At 64.9% G+C, this 16,758-nt stretch carries 14 protein-coding genes and 2 pseudogenes; 9 read left to right on the plus strand and 7 right to left on the minus strand.

Annotation, left to right across the window (positions count from 1 at the left end; translation table 11 throughout):
* The 3 genes from IG62_RS0124460 to IG62_RS0124470 all read right to left on the minus strand — a co-directional run.
* The coding region (locus IG62_RS0124460; protein ID WP_030807190.1) for a thiamine pyrophosphate-binding protein at window positions 1-1,055 on the minus strand (1,055 nt) is incomplete at its 3' end.
* A gap of 49 nt (window positions 1,056-1,104) precedes the next feature.
* On the minus strand, window positions 1,105-1,272 hold the full coding sequence (locus IG62_RS47345; RefSeq protein WP_158795087.1) for a hypothetical protein: 168 nt from the start codon (window positions 1,270-1,272) through the stop codon (window positions 1,105-1,107).
* Window positions 1,273-1,323: 51 nt separating this feature from the next.
* Window positions 1,324-2,337: a DUF2156 domain-containing protein gene (locus IG62_RS0124470; protein ID WP_030807194.1), complete on the minus strand. Its 1,014-nt coding sequence runs from the start codon at window positions 2,335-2,337 to the stop codon at window positions 1,324-1,326.
* A 368-nt stretch (window positions 2,338-2,705) separates the two neighbouring features.
* On the opposite strand from IG62_RS0124470, the gene IG62_RS0124475 reads away from it, so the two are divergent.
* From IG62_RS0124475 to IG62_RS42210, 7 genes and pseudogenes are all read left to right on the plus strand, one after another.
* The gene (locus IG62_RS0124475; protein WP_030807197.1) at window positions 2,706-3,845 is read left to right on the plus strand and encodes an acyl-CoA dehydrogenase family protein; all 1,140 of its coding nucleotides are present in this window, start codon (window positions 2,706-2,708) and stop codon (window positions 3,843-3,845) included.
* Between the two features lie 33 nt (window positions 3,846-3,878).
* The gene (locus tag IG62_RS0124480; RefSeq protein WP_030807202.1) at window positions 3,879-4,376 is read left to right on the plus strand and encodes a hypothetical protein; all 498 of its coding nucleotides are present in this window, start codon (window positions 3,879-3,881) and stop codon (window positions 4,374-4,376) included.
* A complete protein-coding gene (locus IG62_RS0124485) occupies window positions 4,373-4,945 on the plus strand; it encodes a flavin reductase family protein (protein ID WP_078872210.1) in 573 nt (190 codons plus the stop codon). Before IG62_RS0124480 ends, IG62_RS0124485 begins: the two co-directional genes overlap by 4 nt.
* A 43-nt stretch (window positions 4,946-4,988) precedes the next feature.
* Window positions 4,989-5,966: a hypothetical protein gene (locus IG62_RS0124490; protein ID WP_030807207.1), complete on the plus strand. Its 978-nt coding sequence runs from the start codon at window positions 4,989-4,991 to the stop codon at window positions 5,964-5,966.
* Between the two features lie 64 nt (window positions 5,967-6,030).
* A complete protein-coding gene (locus IG62_RS42205; protein ID WP_234326717.1) occupies window positions 6,031-7,554 on the plus strand; it encodes an APC family permease in 1,524 nt (507 codons plus the stop codon).
* Window positions 7,555-7,598: 44 nt separating this feature from the next.
* Window positions 7,599-9,401, plus strand: a complete 1,803-nt coding sequence (locus IG62_RS0124500) for a pyridoxal-dependent decarboxylase (protein ID WP_078872211.1) — start codon at window positions 7,599-7,601, stop codon at window positions 9,399-9,401.
* A gap of 192 nt (window positions 9,402-9,593) precedes the next feature.
* Window positions 9,594-9,951, plus strand: a pseudogene (locus IG62_RS42210) (IS630 family transposase); the annotation flags it as partial.
* A gap of 60 nt (window positions 9,952-10,011) precedes the next feature.
* On the opposite strand, the gene IG62_RS0124510 reads toward IG62_RS42210, so the two are convergent.
* Both IG62_RS0124510 and IG62_RS43360 read right to left on the minus strand, forming a co-directional pair.
* Window positions 10,012-10,479, minus strand: coding sequence for a GNAT family N-acetyltransferase (locus IG62_RS0124510; RefSeq protein ID WP_037839203.1), 468 nt, complete (start codon window positions 10,477-10,479; stop codon window positions 10,012-10,014).
* 210 nt (window positions 10,480-10,689) lie between these two features.
* Window positions 10,690-11,310, minus strand: a complete 621-nt coding sequence (locus IG62_RS43360) for a TetR/AcrR family transcriptional regulator (RefSeq protein ID WP_158795088.1) — start codon at window positions 11,308-11,310, stop codon at window positions 10,690-10,692.
* Window positions 11,311-11,491: 181 nt separating this feature from the next.
* Here IG62_RS43360 and IG62_RS0124520 point away from each other — a divergent pair, with 181 nt between their 5' ends.
* Together IG62_RS0124520 and IG62_RS0124525 are read left to right on the plus strand one after the other, a co-directional pair.
* A complete protein-coding gene (locus tag IG62_RS0124520; protein WP_030807222.1) occupies window positions 11,492-12,724 on the plus strand; it encodes an MFS transporter in 1,233 nt (410 codons plus the stop codon).
* 50 nt (window positions 12,725-12,774) lie between these two features.
* Window positions 12,775-13,245 (plus strand): hypothetical protein, encoded by a 471-nt coding sequence (locus tag IG62_RS0124525; protein ID WP_030807225.1) that lies wholly within the window; start codon window positions 12,775-12,777, stop codon window positions 13,243-13,245.
* A gap of 260 nt (window positions 13,246-13,505) precedes the next feature.
* Here the strand turns inward: IG62_RS0124525 and IG62_RS50225 are convergent, their stop codons facing one another.
* A complete protein-coding gene (locus IG62_RS50225; RefSeq protein ID WP_234326721.1) occupies window positions 13,506-14,000 on the minus strand; it encodes an AfsR/SARP family transcriptional regulator in 495 nt (164 codons plus the stop codon).
* 102 nt (window positions 14,001-14,102) lie between these two features.
* Window positions 14,103-14,678 (minus strand): annotated as a pseudogene (locus tag IG62_RS50230) (AfsR/SARP family transcriptional regulator); the annotation flags it as partial.
* Between the last annotated feature and the right edge of the window lie 2,080 nt (window positions 14,679-16,758).

The raw sequence follows: 16,758 nt of genomic DNA on the forward strand, positions 1-16,758 counted from the left end.
TCGCGGGCGTCACCGACGATCGGCACGTCAGCGGCGCGGTTCTTGCCGATCTCGGCCGGGTCGATGTCGGCGTGCACGACCTTGGCGTACGGCGCGAAGCTGTCCAGCTTGCCGGTGACGCGGTCGTCGAACCGGGCACCCAACGCGACGATCAGGTCGGCCTTCTGCAGCGAGGTAACCGCGGCCACCGAGCCGTGCATGCCGGGCATGCCCAGGTGCTGCGGGTGAGTGTCGGGAAATGAGCCCAGCGCCATCAGCGTGGTGGTGACGGGCGCGCCGATCAGCTCGGCGAGCACCTTCAGCTCGCTCGTCGCACCGGCCTTCATCACGCCGCCGCCGACGTAGAGCACCGGGCGCTTGGACTCGGCGATCAGCCGGGCGGCCTCACGGATCTGCTTGGCGCGCGGCTTGGTCACCGGGCGGTAGCCGGGCAGGTCGGTGTGCGGCGGCCAGGAGAACACCGTCTTCGCCTGCAGGGCGTCCTTGGCGATGTCCACCAGGACCGGGCCCGGACGCCCCGTCGAGGCGATGTGGAACGCCTCGGAGATCATCCGCGGGATCTCCGCCGCATCCTTGACCAGGAAATTGTGCTTCGTGATCGGCATCGTAATGCCGTAGATGTCGGCTTCCTGGAAGGCATCGGTCCCGATGAGGTTCGTGCCCACCTGACCCGTGATCGCCACCAGCGGCACCGAATCCATGTGCGCATCGGCGATTGGAGTGACCAGGTTAGTCGCACCGGGGCCCGAGGTCGCCATGCAGACGCCGACCTTGCCGGTGGCCTGCGCATAACCGGTGGCTGCATGACCTGCGCCCTGCTCATGGCGGGCCAAGACGTGCCGGACCTTCGAGGAATCCATCAAGGGGTCGTACGCCGGCAGGATCGCACCGCCGGGAATGCCGAACACGGTGTCGGCCCCGACCTCCTCCAGCGAGCGAATGAGGGCCTGCGCACCCGTGACATGCTCAACGGCGCTCGTCACAGAATTGGTGTGCTGTCTTGCGATGCGATCCTGCAGCTGCGATTCGGGGAGCCAAGCGGCCTGCTCAGTCATCAACTGTCTCTTCTCGGGTCACTGGCCAAAGTCCTGCGGAGGCGTACTCCTAGCTGGCGTCCGCGGCCAGGAGGACATCCAGACGGTGCAGCGCCTGATCCGCGCCGGCTGCAACCTCGGCGTTGTCCGGATCGCCGCACAGCTGGATGAAGTACTCGGCAAGGCGCTCCTGGGTTTCCTTGACTGAGCCGTCTACAGGGGCAGGGTTGGTGGTCACGGGGAGTCTCCCTTTCTCGGGCTCTGGAACATTCGAACGTGGAAGGCGAGGTCACATGGCGTTTGCAGCACGCCAGATGTGCACGAAGCCTTCAGCGCTCGCCTGTTCGGGGAAGGCCGCGTACTCGGTGAGGATCAGGCTCTGATTCCACTTGTCCTTGTAGGCCAGCTGGGAAGAGGCGGGGTAGACCACCTGGTTCTCCCACAGGTAGTGCATCAGCCACTTGAATCCGAGACTGTGGCCAGAGACCTCCCGGCTGTCGCTAAGGCTGGTGAAGGGGGTGAACCCAAAGTGCAGCCAGGGGGTGCCTTCTTCGCGGAACACGTCGATGGCGGCCTTGTTGATGGCTTCCATAACGCCGGCTGGACTGTCCGGGAGGCGACGGCTCAGGTCGTGCATCCAGCCGGGGTTCGAGCCGTAGACCGGCGAGTAGGAGACATAGCCGATGGCCTTGCCGTCGATGTGTCCAATGAACAGACGCCGGTGCTTTTGCATCTCTCCGCCGGTTTGCCCGACCAGGTACTCCAGTGGGCGTGCGCCTTCGCCTTTGAGAGGGAGCCAGCGTCGGTTGATGTCGTCGACACCTTCCTTCCACTGCTCGTAATCGGCCTCGACGATCGTCAGCCCACTGCGCAGCGCGCGCGAGATCTTGTTCCGGAGCTGCATGTAGCGAGACCCGGCAAGCGTGAACGTGGTCAGGTCGACGGCGTAGGAGGCTCCCACCTGGTTCACCGTGAAGCCGTGCTGCGAGTAGATCTGTGCATCACGGGCCTGCAGCTGGATCGCCGCGAGCTTCCGGCCGCTTGTGCGCGCGAATTCAGCGAAGCTCTGCATCAGGTCCGCATATGACTCGTCTGGCGCGAAGGGCCCGCCGAACTGGATCAGGTACTCGCCGGCGGGGCGGTACACGACAACGCCGGGGCGGCCGGGTAGCGCGAAATACGAATTCCCTTGGTTGACGGCCAGGAATGAACTCGGATTCTCTGCCTGCGAATATTTCTGGATCGCGTCGAGAACATACTCGACTGGCACGTCTGACGTGCCCGGAATCGTGACCTCAACCATTATATGGGACTCCTTGCCTGAGGGAGTGGTGGACCGGGCCCTCTTCGGCCGGTCGCCCCGGCCATGCCGGGAAGGGCAACGCCGTGGCACATCATGCGCTCGCCGTTAGTTTCATGCAATGTCGGTGAAGGCAAGCACGTTGCTCGCGTCAGATAGATGTCAACTTCACGTCAGAGCACATGGCCTGACCAGTCAACAAGAACCGCATCAGGAAGATGTCAGGAGGAGATCAGAGAAGCGTGTCACCGTAATCACGGTGATATTCACGAGAAGAGCGGCGCGTACACAGCCAGCGCGGTTCTTCCTGATCTTCCCGAGTTCTTAGAACACGGACATTGGACTCCCCGAAACGCTGGAGGCACTCCCAGATGCGGTCTCTCGACATTGCGCGCGACACCTGCGAACGTCACCATCCAGGGTTGCTCAAGGCTCTGGATGCGATACCGATGCAGGAGCGGGAGTCGGCTGCCAGCCCCGTTCTCGACATCTTCCGTGAACACGGCGGAGCGGCACTTCTGGTCCCAAAGGAATACGGTGGCATCGGCGCCGACGCGCTGGACGCGGTCCGCGTCACACGCGCCCTGGGCGCCTACTCGCCATCGCTGGCGGCCGCTGCCACGATGCACAACTTCACCGTTGCCATGCTCTTCGCCCTCACCGACCGGGTCGTCCCGCCGACGGAGGCACAGAACGAGCTGCTCTCCCGCATCGCGCCTGAGGGCATGCTGCTGGCGTCGGGCTGGGCAGAGGGCCGCACCCAGCAGGACATCCTCAACCCCGCGGTGTCCGCCACCGCGGTCGAGGACGGCTTTCTCCTAAACGGGGCGAAGAAGCCTTGCAGCCTCTCGCGGTCAATGGACCTGCTCACCGCCAGCGTAACCGTGCCGGCTCCCGACGGCGGCGAGCCCTCACTGGCCGTGCTGCTGATCCCTGCCAAGTCCGAGGGGATCTCCGTGCACCCCTTCTGGGAGAGCCCAGTCCTGGCCGCCGCCCAGAGCGAGGAGGTACGGCTGAAGGATGTCCACGTCCCGGAGCACCTGATCATCCGCGGTACCCCGGACGATCCCGACCGCCTGGATGACCTGCAGACAGCCACCTTTGTGTGGTTCGAGCTGCTCATCACCTCCGCGTACGTGGGCGCCGCAAGCGCTCTGACCGAGTTGGTCATGCAGCGTGAGCGGGGCAGCATCACCGATCGGGCGGCTGTGGGGATCCTCCTAGAGTCCGCCGTCGGGCTGACCGAAGGGACGGCCCGTGCCGTGCGCGACGGAGTCGCCGGCGAGGACGCCGTCGCTGCTGCTCTCACCGCACGCTTCGCCATTCAAAAGGCATTGGGTGCCATCTCCGAACAGGCGGTGGAGCTCCTGGGCGGCATCGCCTTCATCAAGTCACCCGAGGTTGCCTACCTCTCTTCGGCCCTCCACCCGCTTGCCTTCCACCCGCCCGGCAGGACCAGTTCCTCGCCGCACCTGGTCGAGTACTTCAACGGCGGTCCGCTCCAGATCTGATCCGTTACTGCCCTCACGCTGAGTGGAGCACCCATGGACCAAGTTAACTCCTTCGAATCACCCGCCACCATGCGCCTGCACCGAGCCGAGTACCTGGTCGGCCTCGCCGTCTCTTTGGTGCTGTTCATCGTCCACATCGGCGAGGTGCGCTGGCTGCCGGCCATCATCCTGTTCGCCTACATCGACCTCATCGGCTACATACCCGGCGCGATCGCGTACCGCCGCAGCCCGGACAAGAAGATCCACAAGGGCTTCTACGTCTCCTACAACCTGATGCACAGCCTGATAACCCAAGGAGCCGTGGCCGGGCTGTGGATCTGGCTGAGCGGCCCGGAATGGGCCCTGCTGGTGATCCCGATCCATCTGTTCGCCGACCGGGGCATCTTCGGCAACTTCCTCAAGCCGTTCGCCCTTCCCTACGAGCCGGTCCCCAACGAGGAATTCGCGCGGCTTTCCCACCAGTTGTTCGGCAAGCCCCGGCCGGCCGCAGCCGCTCGTGCCGCCACGCCTACCGCAGGCTCCACGCAATGACCTCCAGCCTCGTCCAGGACGACACGGCAACGCAGGCCCGAGCGCTGCGAGGCATCTCCCGGCGCCTGCCTACCGGGGTGGCCGTCCTGACTACCGCGCATCAGGAGGCAGTGCACGGCGCGACCGTCTCCACTGTGAGCGTGATCTCGCAGCACCCGCTCCGCCTGGGCATCAGTCTGCGGCACGGCTCTTTCATGAGCGGCCTGATCCAGCGCAGCGGACAGTGCATGGTCAACGTGCTCTCCTCGCGGCAAGCCCTGTTGGCCGACTGGTTCGCCAATCCCGACCGCCCCCGCGGAGTCCGCCAGTTCGACCTGGTCAAAACGCAGGCCGATGAAGCCACCGGCATCCCGGTGCTGCAGGAGGCGCTCGCCTGCTTCTCCTGCCGCCTGACCGATCACATGGTGCTGGGGGACAGCGATGACCTGCTGGTCACCGAGGTCCTCCGCGCCGAAGCCAGGCCCGGCCGCCCGCTGGTGAATTTCGACGGCCAGCTGCACGACGTCGAATTCCGCGAAGTGGACCGACGTCAGGGCTGGCGTGCTGGCGCCATGACCACTCTCGATTAACGCCCTATCCAGGACCAAGTACGCATCGAACAGGGAGAACCCCATGACGACCTCCATTCCGCCCGAGACCGACTGGGACCAGGCGCCCGGACTGCTTGACGGCGCGATGAACCTGGACCTCACCGCCGAGCAGTGCAACCTGGCCTACTGGCTGCGCGGCGTTGCCCAGGGCACTCTGAAGGACCGTGCGGAGACCGGGCATACCACCGATGAGCCCACCCCGGAGCACATGCGCACCGACGGGCCCCTTCGCGACGCCCAGATGCTCGAGCTGGGCTGCCGCTCGGTGGCTGAGGAACAGGGCACCCGGGCACTGGCGCACTACGTAGTGGGTGCCACCAACGTCGAAGAAATGGACTTCTTCGCCACCCAGCTGATCGACGAAGCCCGGCACTCCATGGTCTTCCGTAACCACCTGGTCGAGATGGGCGTGCCCGCCGACCAGTTGCACTCCACCATCGCGAAGCTCTCCGTGGACTACCGACGCGAGGTCCTCGACCCCATACTTGACTTCGCTGTACGGGCCGTGCGCGACGAGGGTGACTTCATCGGTGCAGTCGCGGTCTTCACCATCATCATCGAAGGGGTCCTGGCTCCGGCGGCCGAGCTCAGCGAGCGCAAGTGGAACGTCATCGACCCCGCAGCCAGCGCCATCGCCCGCGGCGCCGCCATCGATGAGATCCGCCACCTCACTGTGGGCAGCTCCATCGTCCGCCGGCACCTGCAGAAGTACCCCGACTCCCGCGGCCGGCTGATGGACATCATCAAGCGCGGCAGGGAACTGTGGGACGACATCCCGGACAAGAAGTACATCATGGAGCGGGAGCACCTCTTCCAGGACGGCATGCACCAGCACGCCGCCCTCATCGGTGACTATGAGGTCTGGCCGGACAAGCGCCTGCTGGAGACCACCGCGGAGGAGCGCTACCACATGGCGGAGCGCTGGACGGACAAGATGGCCGCCGCGCGCCTGGAGTACATGGGCCTGCCCGAGGCCGTCGAGATCCTCCGGCTGACGTAGAGCTCTGGCGGACCGGACCGGCCGCTGCCCCGCACGACGGGACAGTGGCTGGCCCCCACCCCTGATGCAGGAGAAGACCATGTCCGGCAGGCCCGGCCCCGCGCAGGACGAGCAGTTCCAGCGCACCCTGACTACCTCGAAGATCGTGTTCATCATCATCGCCGCTGCCGCGCCACTGGCCGCGATGATCTTCACAGTGCCGCTCTCCTTCGCGCTCGGCACCGGTCCCGGCGTCCCCGCCATGTTCCTCTTCGCCGGACTCACCCTGCTGTGCTTCACGTCCGGATACACCGCCATCGTCCGCCGGATCAGCAGCGTGGGCGGCTTCTACAGCCACATCGCACACGGCCTGGGCCGCCCCCTGGCTGCCGGTGCAGGCTTCATCGCCGTCATCTCCTACAACGCCGCCACCGTCGGCGTTCTGGGGGCCTTCGCCTACTTCACCCAGAACGTGGCCGACGCCCACGGGCTGCACCTGCCATGGGTTCTTTGGGCCTCGGTGGGCATGCTTGCCATCGCGCTGCTCGGCTACCGTGACGCCGAGCTCAGCGCCCGCCTGCTGGCCTTCTGCATGATCTGCGAGATAGCGATCCTGCTCGCGCTAGACGCCGTGGTCTTGGTCCGCCACGGTGCGGCCGCTCTTCCCCCCTCCGTCTTCGCGCCGCACACCGTCCTCGCCCCGGGCATCGGTGTCTCCGTCATGTTCGGATTCGCCTCCTTCCTGGGTTTCGAATCAGCCGCGCTCTACGGCGAGGAAGCCAAGCAGCCCCGCCGCAGCGTGCCCAGAGCCATCGTCATCGCTGTCCTGTCAGTGGCGGCGCTCTACGCCTTCACTAGCTGGGTCGCCGCCGGCGCCCTGGGGCCCGAGCACGTCCGCGCGCAGGCAACCCGGCACCTGGGCGACCTCTTCTTCGGCCTTAGCAACACCTACCTGGGCCACCCCGCCACCGTCATCATGCAGATCCTTCTCTGCACCAGTCTGTTCGCCAGCTGGCTGGCCCTGCACAACGCGGCCAACCGCTATATGTACGCCCTCGGTCGGGACCGGCTCCTGCCCGGGTGGCTACACGCCCTTCACCCACAGCACAGGTCCGTCCATCGCGCCAGCCTCATCCAGACCCTCTTCAGCGCGCTGGCAGTCGCGGGTTTCGCAGCAGCCGGGCTCGACCCGTACGTGAACATGTCGACCAGCATGCTGGGCCTGGGCACCCTCGGCATCATCGTGCTGCAGGCCCTTGCCTCCCTGGCCGTCTGGAGCTACTTCCGTCGTCGCCCCCATCACTGGTGGCACACGGCAATCGCCCCCGTCCTCGGCGCGCTTGGACTGATCATCGCCGCTGCGCTCGTGATGTGGAACTACGACATCTTGACCGGCACCACCAGCCCCGCCGTCAGCGCCCTCCCATGGATCCTGCCCATTGCCGCGGCAGCCGGAATCGCCTACGCATACCGGCTCCGCCGAGCGCATCCACACCGCTACACGCATCTGGGTGGCATCCAACCAACACCCTCACCAACCACACACCCCTCGAATGCGCCGGACCAGGCGCGGGCGTCCCAGCCCGACCGGCACCAGACAATCCACTGACGTCCGTCGCCGACTTCCGCGCCCGCAGCGAAAGGAACTGCCAGATGACGTCCGCCGACAACCACCCGGATATCCCCTTCGGCCCGGAAGACACCCCGTGGCAGAAGACCTTCAGCAGATTGCGGGTCCTCGATGGCCTGCCGCGCGTCACGCCGCCGTCCTACGACCCCCGCAGCGCCTATATGGACATACCAGAGGTCCCGTACGCCAAGGTCCAGCTGCCGCCGAGCGGCCTCGACGCCGACCAGTACGCCGAAGCCGAGGCTCTCTTCCGCAGCTATACAGACACCCAGACCCACAACTTCGCCGGCTACCAGGTCACCAGCGACCTCAACTATCGAGACCGCCTGAGCCACTACCTCGACCGCCACCTCAACAACGTCGGCGACCCCTACCAGTCCAGCTCCTACACACTGAACTCCAAGATCCTGGAGCGAGCTGTACTGGACTACTTCGCCTCCCTCTGGAACGCCAAGTGGCCCCACCGCAACGACGACCCCGACTCCTACTGGGGCTACCTGCTGACCATGGGCTCCAGTGAAGGCAACCTCTACGGCCTGTGGAACGCCCGGGACTATCTCTCGGGCAAGCTGCTCCGCCAGCAGGGCGGCCGCCGGGACGGCAAGGGGACCGCCACGGTTACCTACACCCAAGCCCTACGCCAGGAAGGGCAGAGCCCGCACGCCTACCACCCCGTGGCCTTCTTCTCCCAGGACACCCACTACTCGTTGACCAAAGCCGTCCGGGTACTGGACATCGACACCTTTCACACCGTCGGCAGTACTCGTTACCCGGATGAGAACCCCCTCGGACCTGGCACCCCCTGGCCGACCGAAGTGCCCTCCGTGGGCGGGACAGCCGGGGACGGCGCAATCGACGTTGACAAGCTCGCCATCCTCGTCCGCTTCTTCGCCAGCAAGGGCTACCCCATCCTGGTCAGCCTCAACTACGGCTCGACCTTCAAGGGCGCCTACGACGATGTGGCGGCCGCCGCCCGCACGGTCCGTGAAATCTGCGCCGAGTACGGATTGGATGAACGCCGCGTTTACCACGCACGAGGCAACGAGAACGACTACGACCTGCGCTCGGGGTACTGGATCCACATTGACGGTGCACTCGGCGCCGGCTACGCCCCCTATCTGGAGATGGCGTACGACGCCGGCATGGTCGAAGACGCACCCCCGGTCTTCGACTTCCGGCTCCCTGAAGTGCACTCACTGACCATGAGCGGCCACAAGTGGATCGGAGCGCCGTGGGCCTGCGGCGTCTTCATGAGCCGCACCGGCCTGCAGATGACCCCGCCCAAATCCTCGGAGTACATCGGAGCCGCCGACACCACTTTCGCCGGCTCTCGAAACGGCTTCTCGGCTCTGCTGCTGTGGGATTACCTTGCTCGCCACTCCTACGACGACCAGATACGCCTCGCCGCTGAGTGCGACCGGCTCGCAGGCTACGCCCACGACCGGCTTCTGACGCTCCAGGAGAAGCTGGGAACGGACCTATGGGTCGCCCGCAGCCCGCTCGCCCTCACAGTACGCTTCCGTCAACCCCACGCCGACCTGGTCCGCAAGTACTCGCTCTCCAGCGAAACGCTGCGGGTCGACGGCGAGGAGCGCACGTACGTTCATCTCTACGCGATGAAACACCTCACGCGCGAACTCATCGACGAACTCGTCCGGGACCTGCGCCAGCCAGGAGCCTTTCACGGCACCGAACTGTCGGACGCGGCCCCCTTGCGCCCCCAGCTGAACATGCTGACGGACGCAGTACCCCAAGCTCCGGAGGCTACCGAGAAGACAGACCTCGTCATGTCGCACGCGGTCGCGGGCACTAGCCTCACGGGATGACGGCTGCGCAGGACCCAGCCGTGGGAGATCTTCCAGCCTCGTACCAGGGGCGGTTCCCTCACAGGCGGGCAGAGGGGCCGTGACACGAATCAGCACCGTGTGGTCGCCGCCGGCGCCGCCCTCCGGCCCAGGCGGCGGCCATATGGACACAGCCATTGGCTGCCCCGACAGGCCTAACGGGTCTGCGCCATCTACTTCCACGGCTGCTACTCGATCGGCGACGAGAACCTGTGGGGCGTCAACCGTCGCCGCAAAGGGGCGGCCAACACCCTGGCGGCACTGAAGTCGATCCGGGCTGCCCGCCCGGACTGCGTCCCGATCTACGTGATCCTGGACAATCTCTCCGCCCGCAAGGGAGCGAAGATTGGCGAGGAAGAACAAGGTCGAGCTGCGCTTCACCCCGACCAACGCCTCCTATGCGCACCCGATCGAGGCACACTTCGGGCAGCTGCGGCAGTTCACCGTGGCCAACTCCCACCATGCGAACCACACCGTCCAGACCCGAGCCCTGCACGCCTATTTGCGCTGGCGCAACGTCAGTGCCCGCCACCCCGTGACCACGCGCCGGACGCCCCGGTCATAGCTCAGCGGTATGCCATGAACCTCCCCATCAAGCGTGTGGAACCCGGCGGGCAGGAACTTCGAAGACGAGTTCGCGACCGTCCTCCTCGTCCCACTGCTCTGCGACCTCAACGGAGCCGAAGCCCGAGATCGTGGCCAAGGATGCCACGTTGTCGGGGCTGATCGTCGCCCGCACAGTCGTGACTGCGGTTTCGTCCGCTGCCCGGCGGAGCAACTCGATCAGCGCGGATCGGGCATATCCCTGGCGACGGAAGTCGGGAGCAACGCAGTAGCCGATCTCGACCATGCCGACCTCATCAGGCGGTCCGTGGAACCCGGCATGTCCGACGACGAGACCCTTGTCGCCGACGACCGCTTGTCGCACCATCCACCGCCCCTGGCCGGGATCGGCGGCCATCTGGTCGAGCCGGAACCGCCATAGCCACCGTGCTCTGTCGGTCACGAAGTACTCGGTCAGCGAAACCCCGGCCAGATTTCGAAGCGGCCCGACAGCCACTCCGCGATGTCATCCACCAGCACGAACCCACCCCGGTGAACCTTCCCGGTCACAGCACTAGTGTCCACCCGTCAGGTCACTACCGGTCTGTCACTGCCGGAGCGCCAGGCCGGGTAGAGAGCGGCCATTGTCAGCATTGGCCGGTACGGTGCTCTCCGATGGCCCCGGGGGCGCCCATCCTGACGCTTACAGCTGATCGTGCGTTGTCGTTCACGTCTCCTCTTTGAACATGGCGTCACCGAGAGCTCGGTGGGCCAGTTCGAGCACTATGGCGGTGACTTGCGCAGGTTCGATGTCATCTTGCTTCGCGACGAGATCATCGAGCAGCCCGTCGGCCGCGTGGTAGACCATTCGGAAGGCGAGCCGGGTGTCTTGAGCCTGGAAGGCGCCAGCGCGAGTTCCGTGGGCTACGAAGTCGCACATCAGGTCGATGACCCGTTGGTTGGCCTGCTTACACAACTCGAGTGCCTTGGCGTTGGCGGACCCGTAGACGATGCGGTGCAGTTCCGCGTTGCGTATTGCGTGCTCGATGAGCGTCGCCATGACCTTGTCGATCGTCGGCCACCAGGCGGCGCCTTCGTCGAGGATGCTCTGGGTCGTGGAGACGATGGCGTCGACGTAGCGCTCCCAGAGGGCCCCCAACAGGTGGTCCTTGGAGTCAAAGTAGAGGTAGAAGGTGCCTTTTCCGATGTCGGCTGCGCTAGCGAGCTCGTTGATGGTGGCCTGTGCAAAGCCGATGGTGCTGAAGACCTTCTCGCCAGCGCGCAGGATGTCGTCCCTGCGATCATCGGGGCTTTTTGTCACACGCTTGCGCCGTGTCCGCTCTGCCATGACCCCCACCTCTGTTGCTTGCCTCCAGCGGCTTCTCTCTCACCCGACTCTATATGACCGGCGGTCGGTCAGCGTTGACCGACCGTCGGTCATTTGCTTGACTGACCACCGGTCACTTTTCAGGAGTGCTGCCCACTTTGGGCAGCGAGACCCCCTGCCCACCTCCACTGATGAGGATGAGATGACAACGGAAAAGCTCACAGCCTCCACCGGTGATCCATTAGTGGTGCCGACTCACCGAGCACCAGGCAGTCCAGCGCGCTTTTGGATCACTGCCTACACCCTGCTGCTGTTGCTGACCGGCACCAACCTGCCGACGCCGTTGTACCGCGGGTACGAGCAGGCTTTCGGGTTCTCGCCGTTGGTGGTGACGCTGATCTTCGCGGTTTACGTCGCCGCCCTGATCCCATCCTTGCTGATCGCTGGACCGCTGTCGGACTCGATCGGTCGCCGCAAGGTTCTGCTGCCGGCCGTAATCCTGGCCGCCCTCGGCTCTCTCTCATTCGCGCTTGCCGACAACGTTGGGTGGCTCTTCGCCGCTCGCATCCTGCAGGGTCTCGCCGTCGGTGCTGCCTCTGGCGCGCTGACCGCCGCGCTGAGTGAGCTCGAGCCGAACGGTGACCGCCGTCGCGCCGCACTGGTCTCCACCGTTGCCTCCGTCGGCGGGTTGGGAGCAGGCCCACTGCTGGCCGGTCTCCTTGCCGAGTATGCTCCCGCGCCCCGGGTGCTGCCCTTCGTGGTTGAGATTGTGCTGCTCATTCCGGCGCTCTTCGCTATGGCGACGCTGCCGACCGCCCGCCCCACTACGAAGTGGCGACCGCGCCGCCCCTCGGTCCCCGCATCCGTCCGTGGAGTGTTCGTCACCAGCGGCATGGCGAGTTTCCTGGCGTTCACGGTTGTCGGTCTCTTCCTCAGCTTGGTGCCCACCTACGTCACCAAGCTCTCCGGAAGCAGCAACCTCGCTCTCGCTGGGGGTGCGGTCGCCCTCATGCTTGTCTGCTCCGCGGTGGCGCAGATCCTCGCCTCCGGTAAGGCCGCACTCGGTCTGCAGATCACCGGTCTTGCGCTCCTGGCCGTCGGTCTGGTGCTCCTGGCGGTGGCCGGTCAGGTTTCCTCGCTCTCTCTGCTGCTGATCGCCACGGTCGTCGGCGGCATCGGTCAGGGACTTGCCTTCCTCGGCGGCATCACTGAGGTCAACCGCGTCGCTCCGCCCGACCGGCATGCCGACGTGCTCTCCAGCTTCTATGTCGTCATCTACTGCGGGGTCGGCATTCCCGTGATCAGCGTTGGTTTCCTCGCTGGGGTGACGGGCTTGCTGGCAGCCGTGCAGTGGTTCGCCGGAGTCGTCGCAGTGCTGTGCCTGATCGACCTGCTGGTGCTGTCCCGGAAGCGACGAAATCCTGCTGCAGCGTGAGCTCACCCGACTTCCCACCGCGCACTGCGTCTCTAGACACCGGATACCCAATGAAACTCTCTGCCCTGGCGGCCGGCTACCAGAAGCTCCTCGCCGCCGCTGAAGCCATCTCCCCGGCCGCCCCTCTCCTCCCGGACGTGCGCGCCGATCTCGACTGGCGGCTGTGTCACATCGCTCTGAGCGACCGCATCATCGTCACTGCCGCACACAAGACACTCGCAGGTAAGGCGGCTGTCGTGGACAATCAGGCAGCCATGGACTCCGACCAGATCGGAAAAATGGTCACGGCAACATCGCACACCGAACGGGTGGATGCTGTGCGCCGCAACGCCGCTGAGCTACTTGATGCTCTTCGGCGGTTCTCGTCCGATGAGACTGAGACCTCCGTGGAGCTGCGCATCTACAACCGGGAAGGTGAGCATGTATCGGACTCCTGGACTTCCTGGCAGGATCTGATCGCGCTTCGCGCGGAGAAGCACATTCCCGGCCATACGGACCAGCTGGTTGGCTATCAGGTGTAGGAAGAAGCGCTTGGCCGGCCCCCAGAGGCATCGGGCGACCCGCTCAAACCAGACGGGTCGCCCGGTCATGCCTGCAGACCGTCCTTCTCAGCCTTCCCGCAAACGACTGAAGGACAGTTTCCGGTCTTGTGCGCGCCTTTCCTCGATGAGGTGGATCAGTGAGGCCGCGTCTTCCTGGCACAGGGCAGATGCGGTGTAACGGCTATTCGCGCTGCCGTTCAGAATATCGACGTTGGCACTCGGGGAGAGGCCAAGTCTGATCAGCTGAGACGTGCATGATGCCGGCGTGGCCGAGTCAGGGACTGTACTGCCGTGGTGTTGTGGAGAACGGGGTCTTGTTCGAGGACTGCCCGTTCGTACTCCTGCATAGCGGGTGAAGGTGAGAGGCCGAGCTCCTCCGAAAGTTGACTGTGCAACGCCCGGTACACCTCTAGAGCATCCGTCTGCCGGCCTGAACGATAGAGGGCGACCATGAGTTGCTGGCGGAAGCGCTCCTTGTACGGATGTTCAACCAGAAGTGTCTGGAGTTCAGGGATGATCCGGCGGTGCTCCGCATTTTCCAACTCGCAGTCGAAGAGCATCTCCTGGAGTTCGAGACGCGTCTCTTCGAAGCGTGCTGCAGCGGCCTGGCACACCTGTCCTCCGACCGAGCCGCCAAAGATGGGGCCCTGCCAGAGCCCGAGCAAATTCCGTATGGTGCGCGCGGTTTCGGCGGGTGAGGCTCCGCCAGACCTGATCTGCTGATAGCCGCGCATGAAGGTGACTGCATCCAGCCCTCCCTCATCCAGAACTAATCGGTAGCCGGAGTGCTGCGTAATAAGCCTCGGACTTCGCGCGTCAGGCTCCAGGAGAGCCAGCTTTCTGCGGAGTCGACTGACGTGTGCGTGTACAGCATTTTCGACGGCGTCCGGCTGCTTACCTCCCCACATTTCATCGATAAGGCATTCGATGGAAACTGGGCGCCCTTCACTCACCAAGAGCGTAACCAGAAGAGAGCGTTGAAGTGCGCCTCTCGGTCGCACTTCCCCTCGCTCCGAGGAGGCACTTATCATCCCGAGAAGCTGGAATTTAAGCATCATGTCTCCAATGGGCCGCGCATCCGAGGCAGCGTTTTCGGAATGCATTGATGTCGAAATTTTGAATGACTTCCCGGGCTCCCGTTTAATTTCAGCATTAACCCGGTAGTTGCGAACGGGATTTAATGCAGTGCCCTGGTTTCCAGTTTGATGCAGCTCAAGTGGCGCAGATTGCGTCACGCCGGCGCCTGGGAGTCGTCGGAATGCCTGGACGGCCAGCCGGTGAGTGACTAGCGAACTCGACGTGGGGTACGGCGACATCCTCGGCGATGCGCCTGAGGATGCCTGACGACTGCATTGACCTGGTCGTATTGCCCACCCCCCCAGGTGCCCCCCGCGTGACCGACCGACGGTCATTGCTCGGATGTTTGCATATGCGGAAGCGCGTGGTCAACAGGGGTACATGGTGAGGCGAGGCGGCATCCAGCGGGGCCTGAGGGTTATCCGTGCGTCCTGGGTGATCGCCCGACCAGCACTCCGGGCTCGTATTGGCTGCACCGTACGGCAGGTCGTTCAGCCGTCAGCGTCCGAGAGATTCACCCCGGAGTCCCTCGCTTCTGGCGATGCGTCGTGAAGGTCCTAATTTCTGGGTACATGTAAGTTTCTTGCCTGACTGTCGAAGGTTTCATTGAAGTTGCAAAGAGATGGAACCCACTGAAGTCGCGCCGGCTATTTGGTCAAGAGCTGGTCAAGAATCATTGGCGTGGCGAGCATCTTAAGTGATCATTGTCCCCGCGTGTCACCACATGGGACAAAACGGGCAAATAGGGGGGATTAGTGATCGGGCGTATGGAGCATCCAGAAGGCTGGAATCCGCATTTTCAGCCGCCTTGCTGGCTGATCCTGTGAGGGGTGCCCGGCAGATTTAATAAGGGATGTTGTGGCATTGCCCCGGCATTCATGCCGTCGCGCGGGTCGATTTTTAGCCACTGAATGGGTGGCTTCAACCCACGACTGCCCGAGTGTCGCCTGCGCCGACTCACTCCTTGACCAGCGCATGACCGCGTGGCGCCTTGCCGCGCAGCGTCGACCAATCCACAGCCGGACAGGACTGCCTGCACATGAAGCGTCACCGTATTGCTGCCTGCCAGAAGCCCCCTCTGTGCATGGGTGCCGAAGCCCCGCCCTTGTCGAGAGGGGGCCTGGGCGCCACCCAGTTACCCCGCCAGGTCTACCGGTCTCGAGGATGGTGAACGCCATGGGTGCAGACAAACGCTTTGCCTGCCCCGCCGCCGCTGCATGGCATTCCAAGAACCCGCGTGTCGTGCAGCAGCCTGGCCCGCCTTCGATCGGCCCAGGGCATCCGCTGCGCTTGAGCAAACCCATGCGCACCCGGCTCAAGGCTGCGGTTAGGGCCCTGCTGGACAACCCGGGTCTGGCTAACCAGCCCGATGCGGTACGCCTGGCAGCCGTGGTTCTGTTGGGCAAGAGTCGCATTCATGACGGTCACACCTTTCTGCGCAGCGAGGAGTTGGCCCGATGGCTCGGGGTTTCGCGGTCATACGTGCAGCACACCGTGCTGCCAGCCCTGCGCGGGTCCGGAGCGGTGCTCACGCGGGTTATCACGGACACTCGGGGGCGGCCGGTTGGCTTGGACTGCGTACTCACGCCGACGCGCAGGGCTGCGGAGTCCGGAGACGGCCGGCACCCGCTCTTGCTGTCGCGGCCGCAATTGGCGACGCTGCTGCGCTTATGCGAGGCCGTGTTCGGCCCAGGATGGCAGCGTCGGGACCGGCTGGACGTGCCGCCGGGGCTACTGGCGGACCGTACGGGGAAAGGCGCTCCCACAGACCGGCTGGCCCTCCTGCTGCTCGTACTGGAGACGCGCGCAGACGGATGGGTGCGGCACTGCGGTGGCGTGGTCGATACCCGACGCGGACGACCGGCCGCGACCGTGGGGCGGTTGATGTCCCGCACCGCGGCTGCCGGGGAAAAGATCCTGCGCCGGCTGAGGGGAGTCGTTGAGGTGGTGCGGCAGGAGACCCCCTCGGGACTGCTCCATACCTCCCGAATCCACCTGCCAGCGGTGGCGGCGGCGCACCGCAACCAGGCACAGCATCCGGAGTCGGTCCTGCAGCTGGGTAAGCGCAGCACTTCAGACCCTGCTGCACGTGTGGCTGGACAGGACACAAGCCACCTCTCCCTACCCACAGCACGTGACCAGCGGAGACGGGGAGAGAGACGCGGATTATCAGATCCTGCCGTTGCAGCAGACCTTCACACTCCCCACGCTTCTGTGGTTGCGATATCGGAACCAACTGGAGGTGATCTTTTGATATCCGGCGATAGCCGTGGAGGGGCACCCATCGCTGCCGGGAGCGCGCGCACGCGCGAGAGATGCGGTGCGATGCCCGACGCTGTCTGTTCTGCGATGTCACCGGCAGGCCGACCGGCTGCTGCTCTGCTGGCTGATCTGCCCCTGAGCCGCTGTGTCCGG

Origin of the sequence: Streptomyces sp. NRRL S-337, assembly GCF_000720175.1 — a bacterium.
Classification (GTDB): domain Bacteria; phylum Actinomycetota; class Actinomycetes; order Streptomycetales; family Streptomycetaceae; genus Streptomyces; species Streptomyces siderophoricus.

What these genes read in the sequence shown, in the direction of transcription:
- IG62_RS0124470 (WP_030807194.1), bottom strand. Translation starts at nt 2,337, where the DNA reads ATGGTTGAGGTCACGATTCCGGGCACGTCAGACGTGCCAGTCGAGTAT.
- IG62_RS0124475 (WP_030807197.1), top strand. Translation starts at nt 2,706, where the DNA reads ATGCGGTCTCTCGACATTGCGCGCGACACCTGCGAACGTCACCATCCA.
- IG62_RS0124480 (WP_030807202.1), top strand. Translation starts at nt 3,879, where the DNA reads ATGGACCAAGTTAACTCCTTCGAATCACCCGCCACCATGCGCCTGCAC.
- IG62_RS0124485 (WP_078872210.1), top strand. Translation starts at nt 4,373, where the DNA reads ATGACCTCCAGCCTCGTCCAGGACGACACGGCAACGCAGGCCCGAGCG.
- IG62_RS0124490 (WP_030807207.1), top strand. Translation starts at nt 4,989, where the DNA reads ATGACGACCTCCATTCCGCCCGAGACCGACTGGGACCAGGCGCCCGGA.
- IG62_RS42205 (WP_234326717.1), top strand. Translation starts at nt 6,031, where the DNA reads ATGCAGGAGAAGACCATGTCCGGCAGGCCCGGCCCCGCGCAGGACGAG.
- IG62_RS0124500 (WP_078872211.1), top strand. Translation starts at nt 7,599, where the DNA reads ATGACGTCCGCCGACAACCACCCGGATATCCCCTTCGGCCCGGAAGAC.
- IG62_RS43360 (WP_158795088.1), bottom strand. Translation starts at nt 11,310, where the DNA reads ATGGCAGAGCGGACACGGCGCAAGCGTGTGACAAAAAGCCCCGATGAT.
- IG62_RS0124520 (WP_030807222.1), top strand. Translation starts at nt 11,492, where the DNA reads ATGACAACGGAAAAGCTCACAGCCTCCACCGGTGATCCATTAGTGGTG.
- IG62_RS0124525 (WP_030807225.1), top strand. Translation starts at nt 12,775, where the DNA reads ATGAAACTCTCTGCCCTGGCGGCCGGCTACCAGAAGCTCCTCGCCGCC.
- IG62_RS50225 (WP_234326721.1), bottom strand. Translation starts at nt 14,000, where the DNA reads ATGCGCGGCTATCAGCAGATCAGGTCTGGCGGAGCCTCACCCGCCGAA.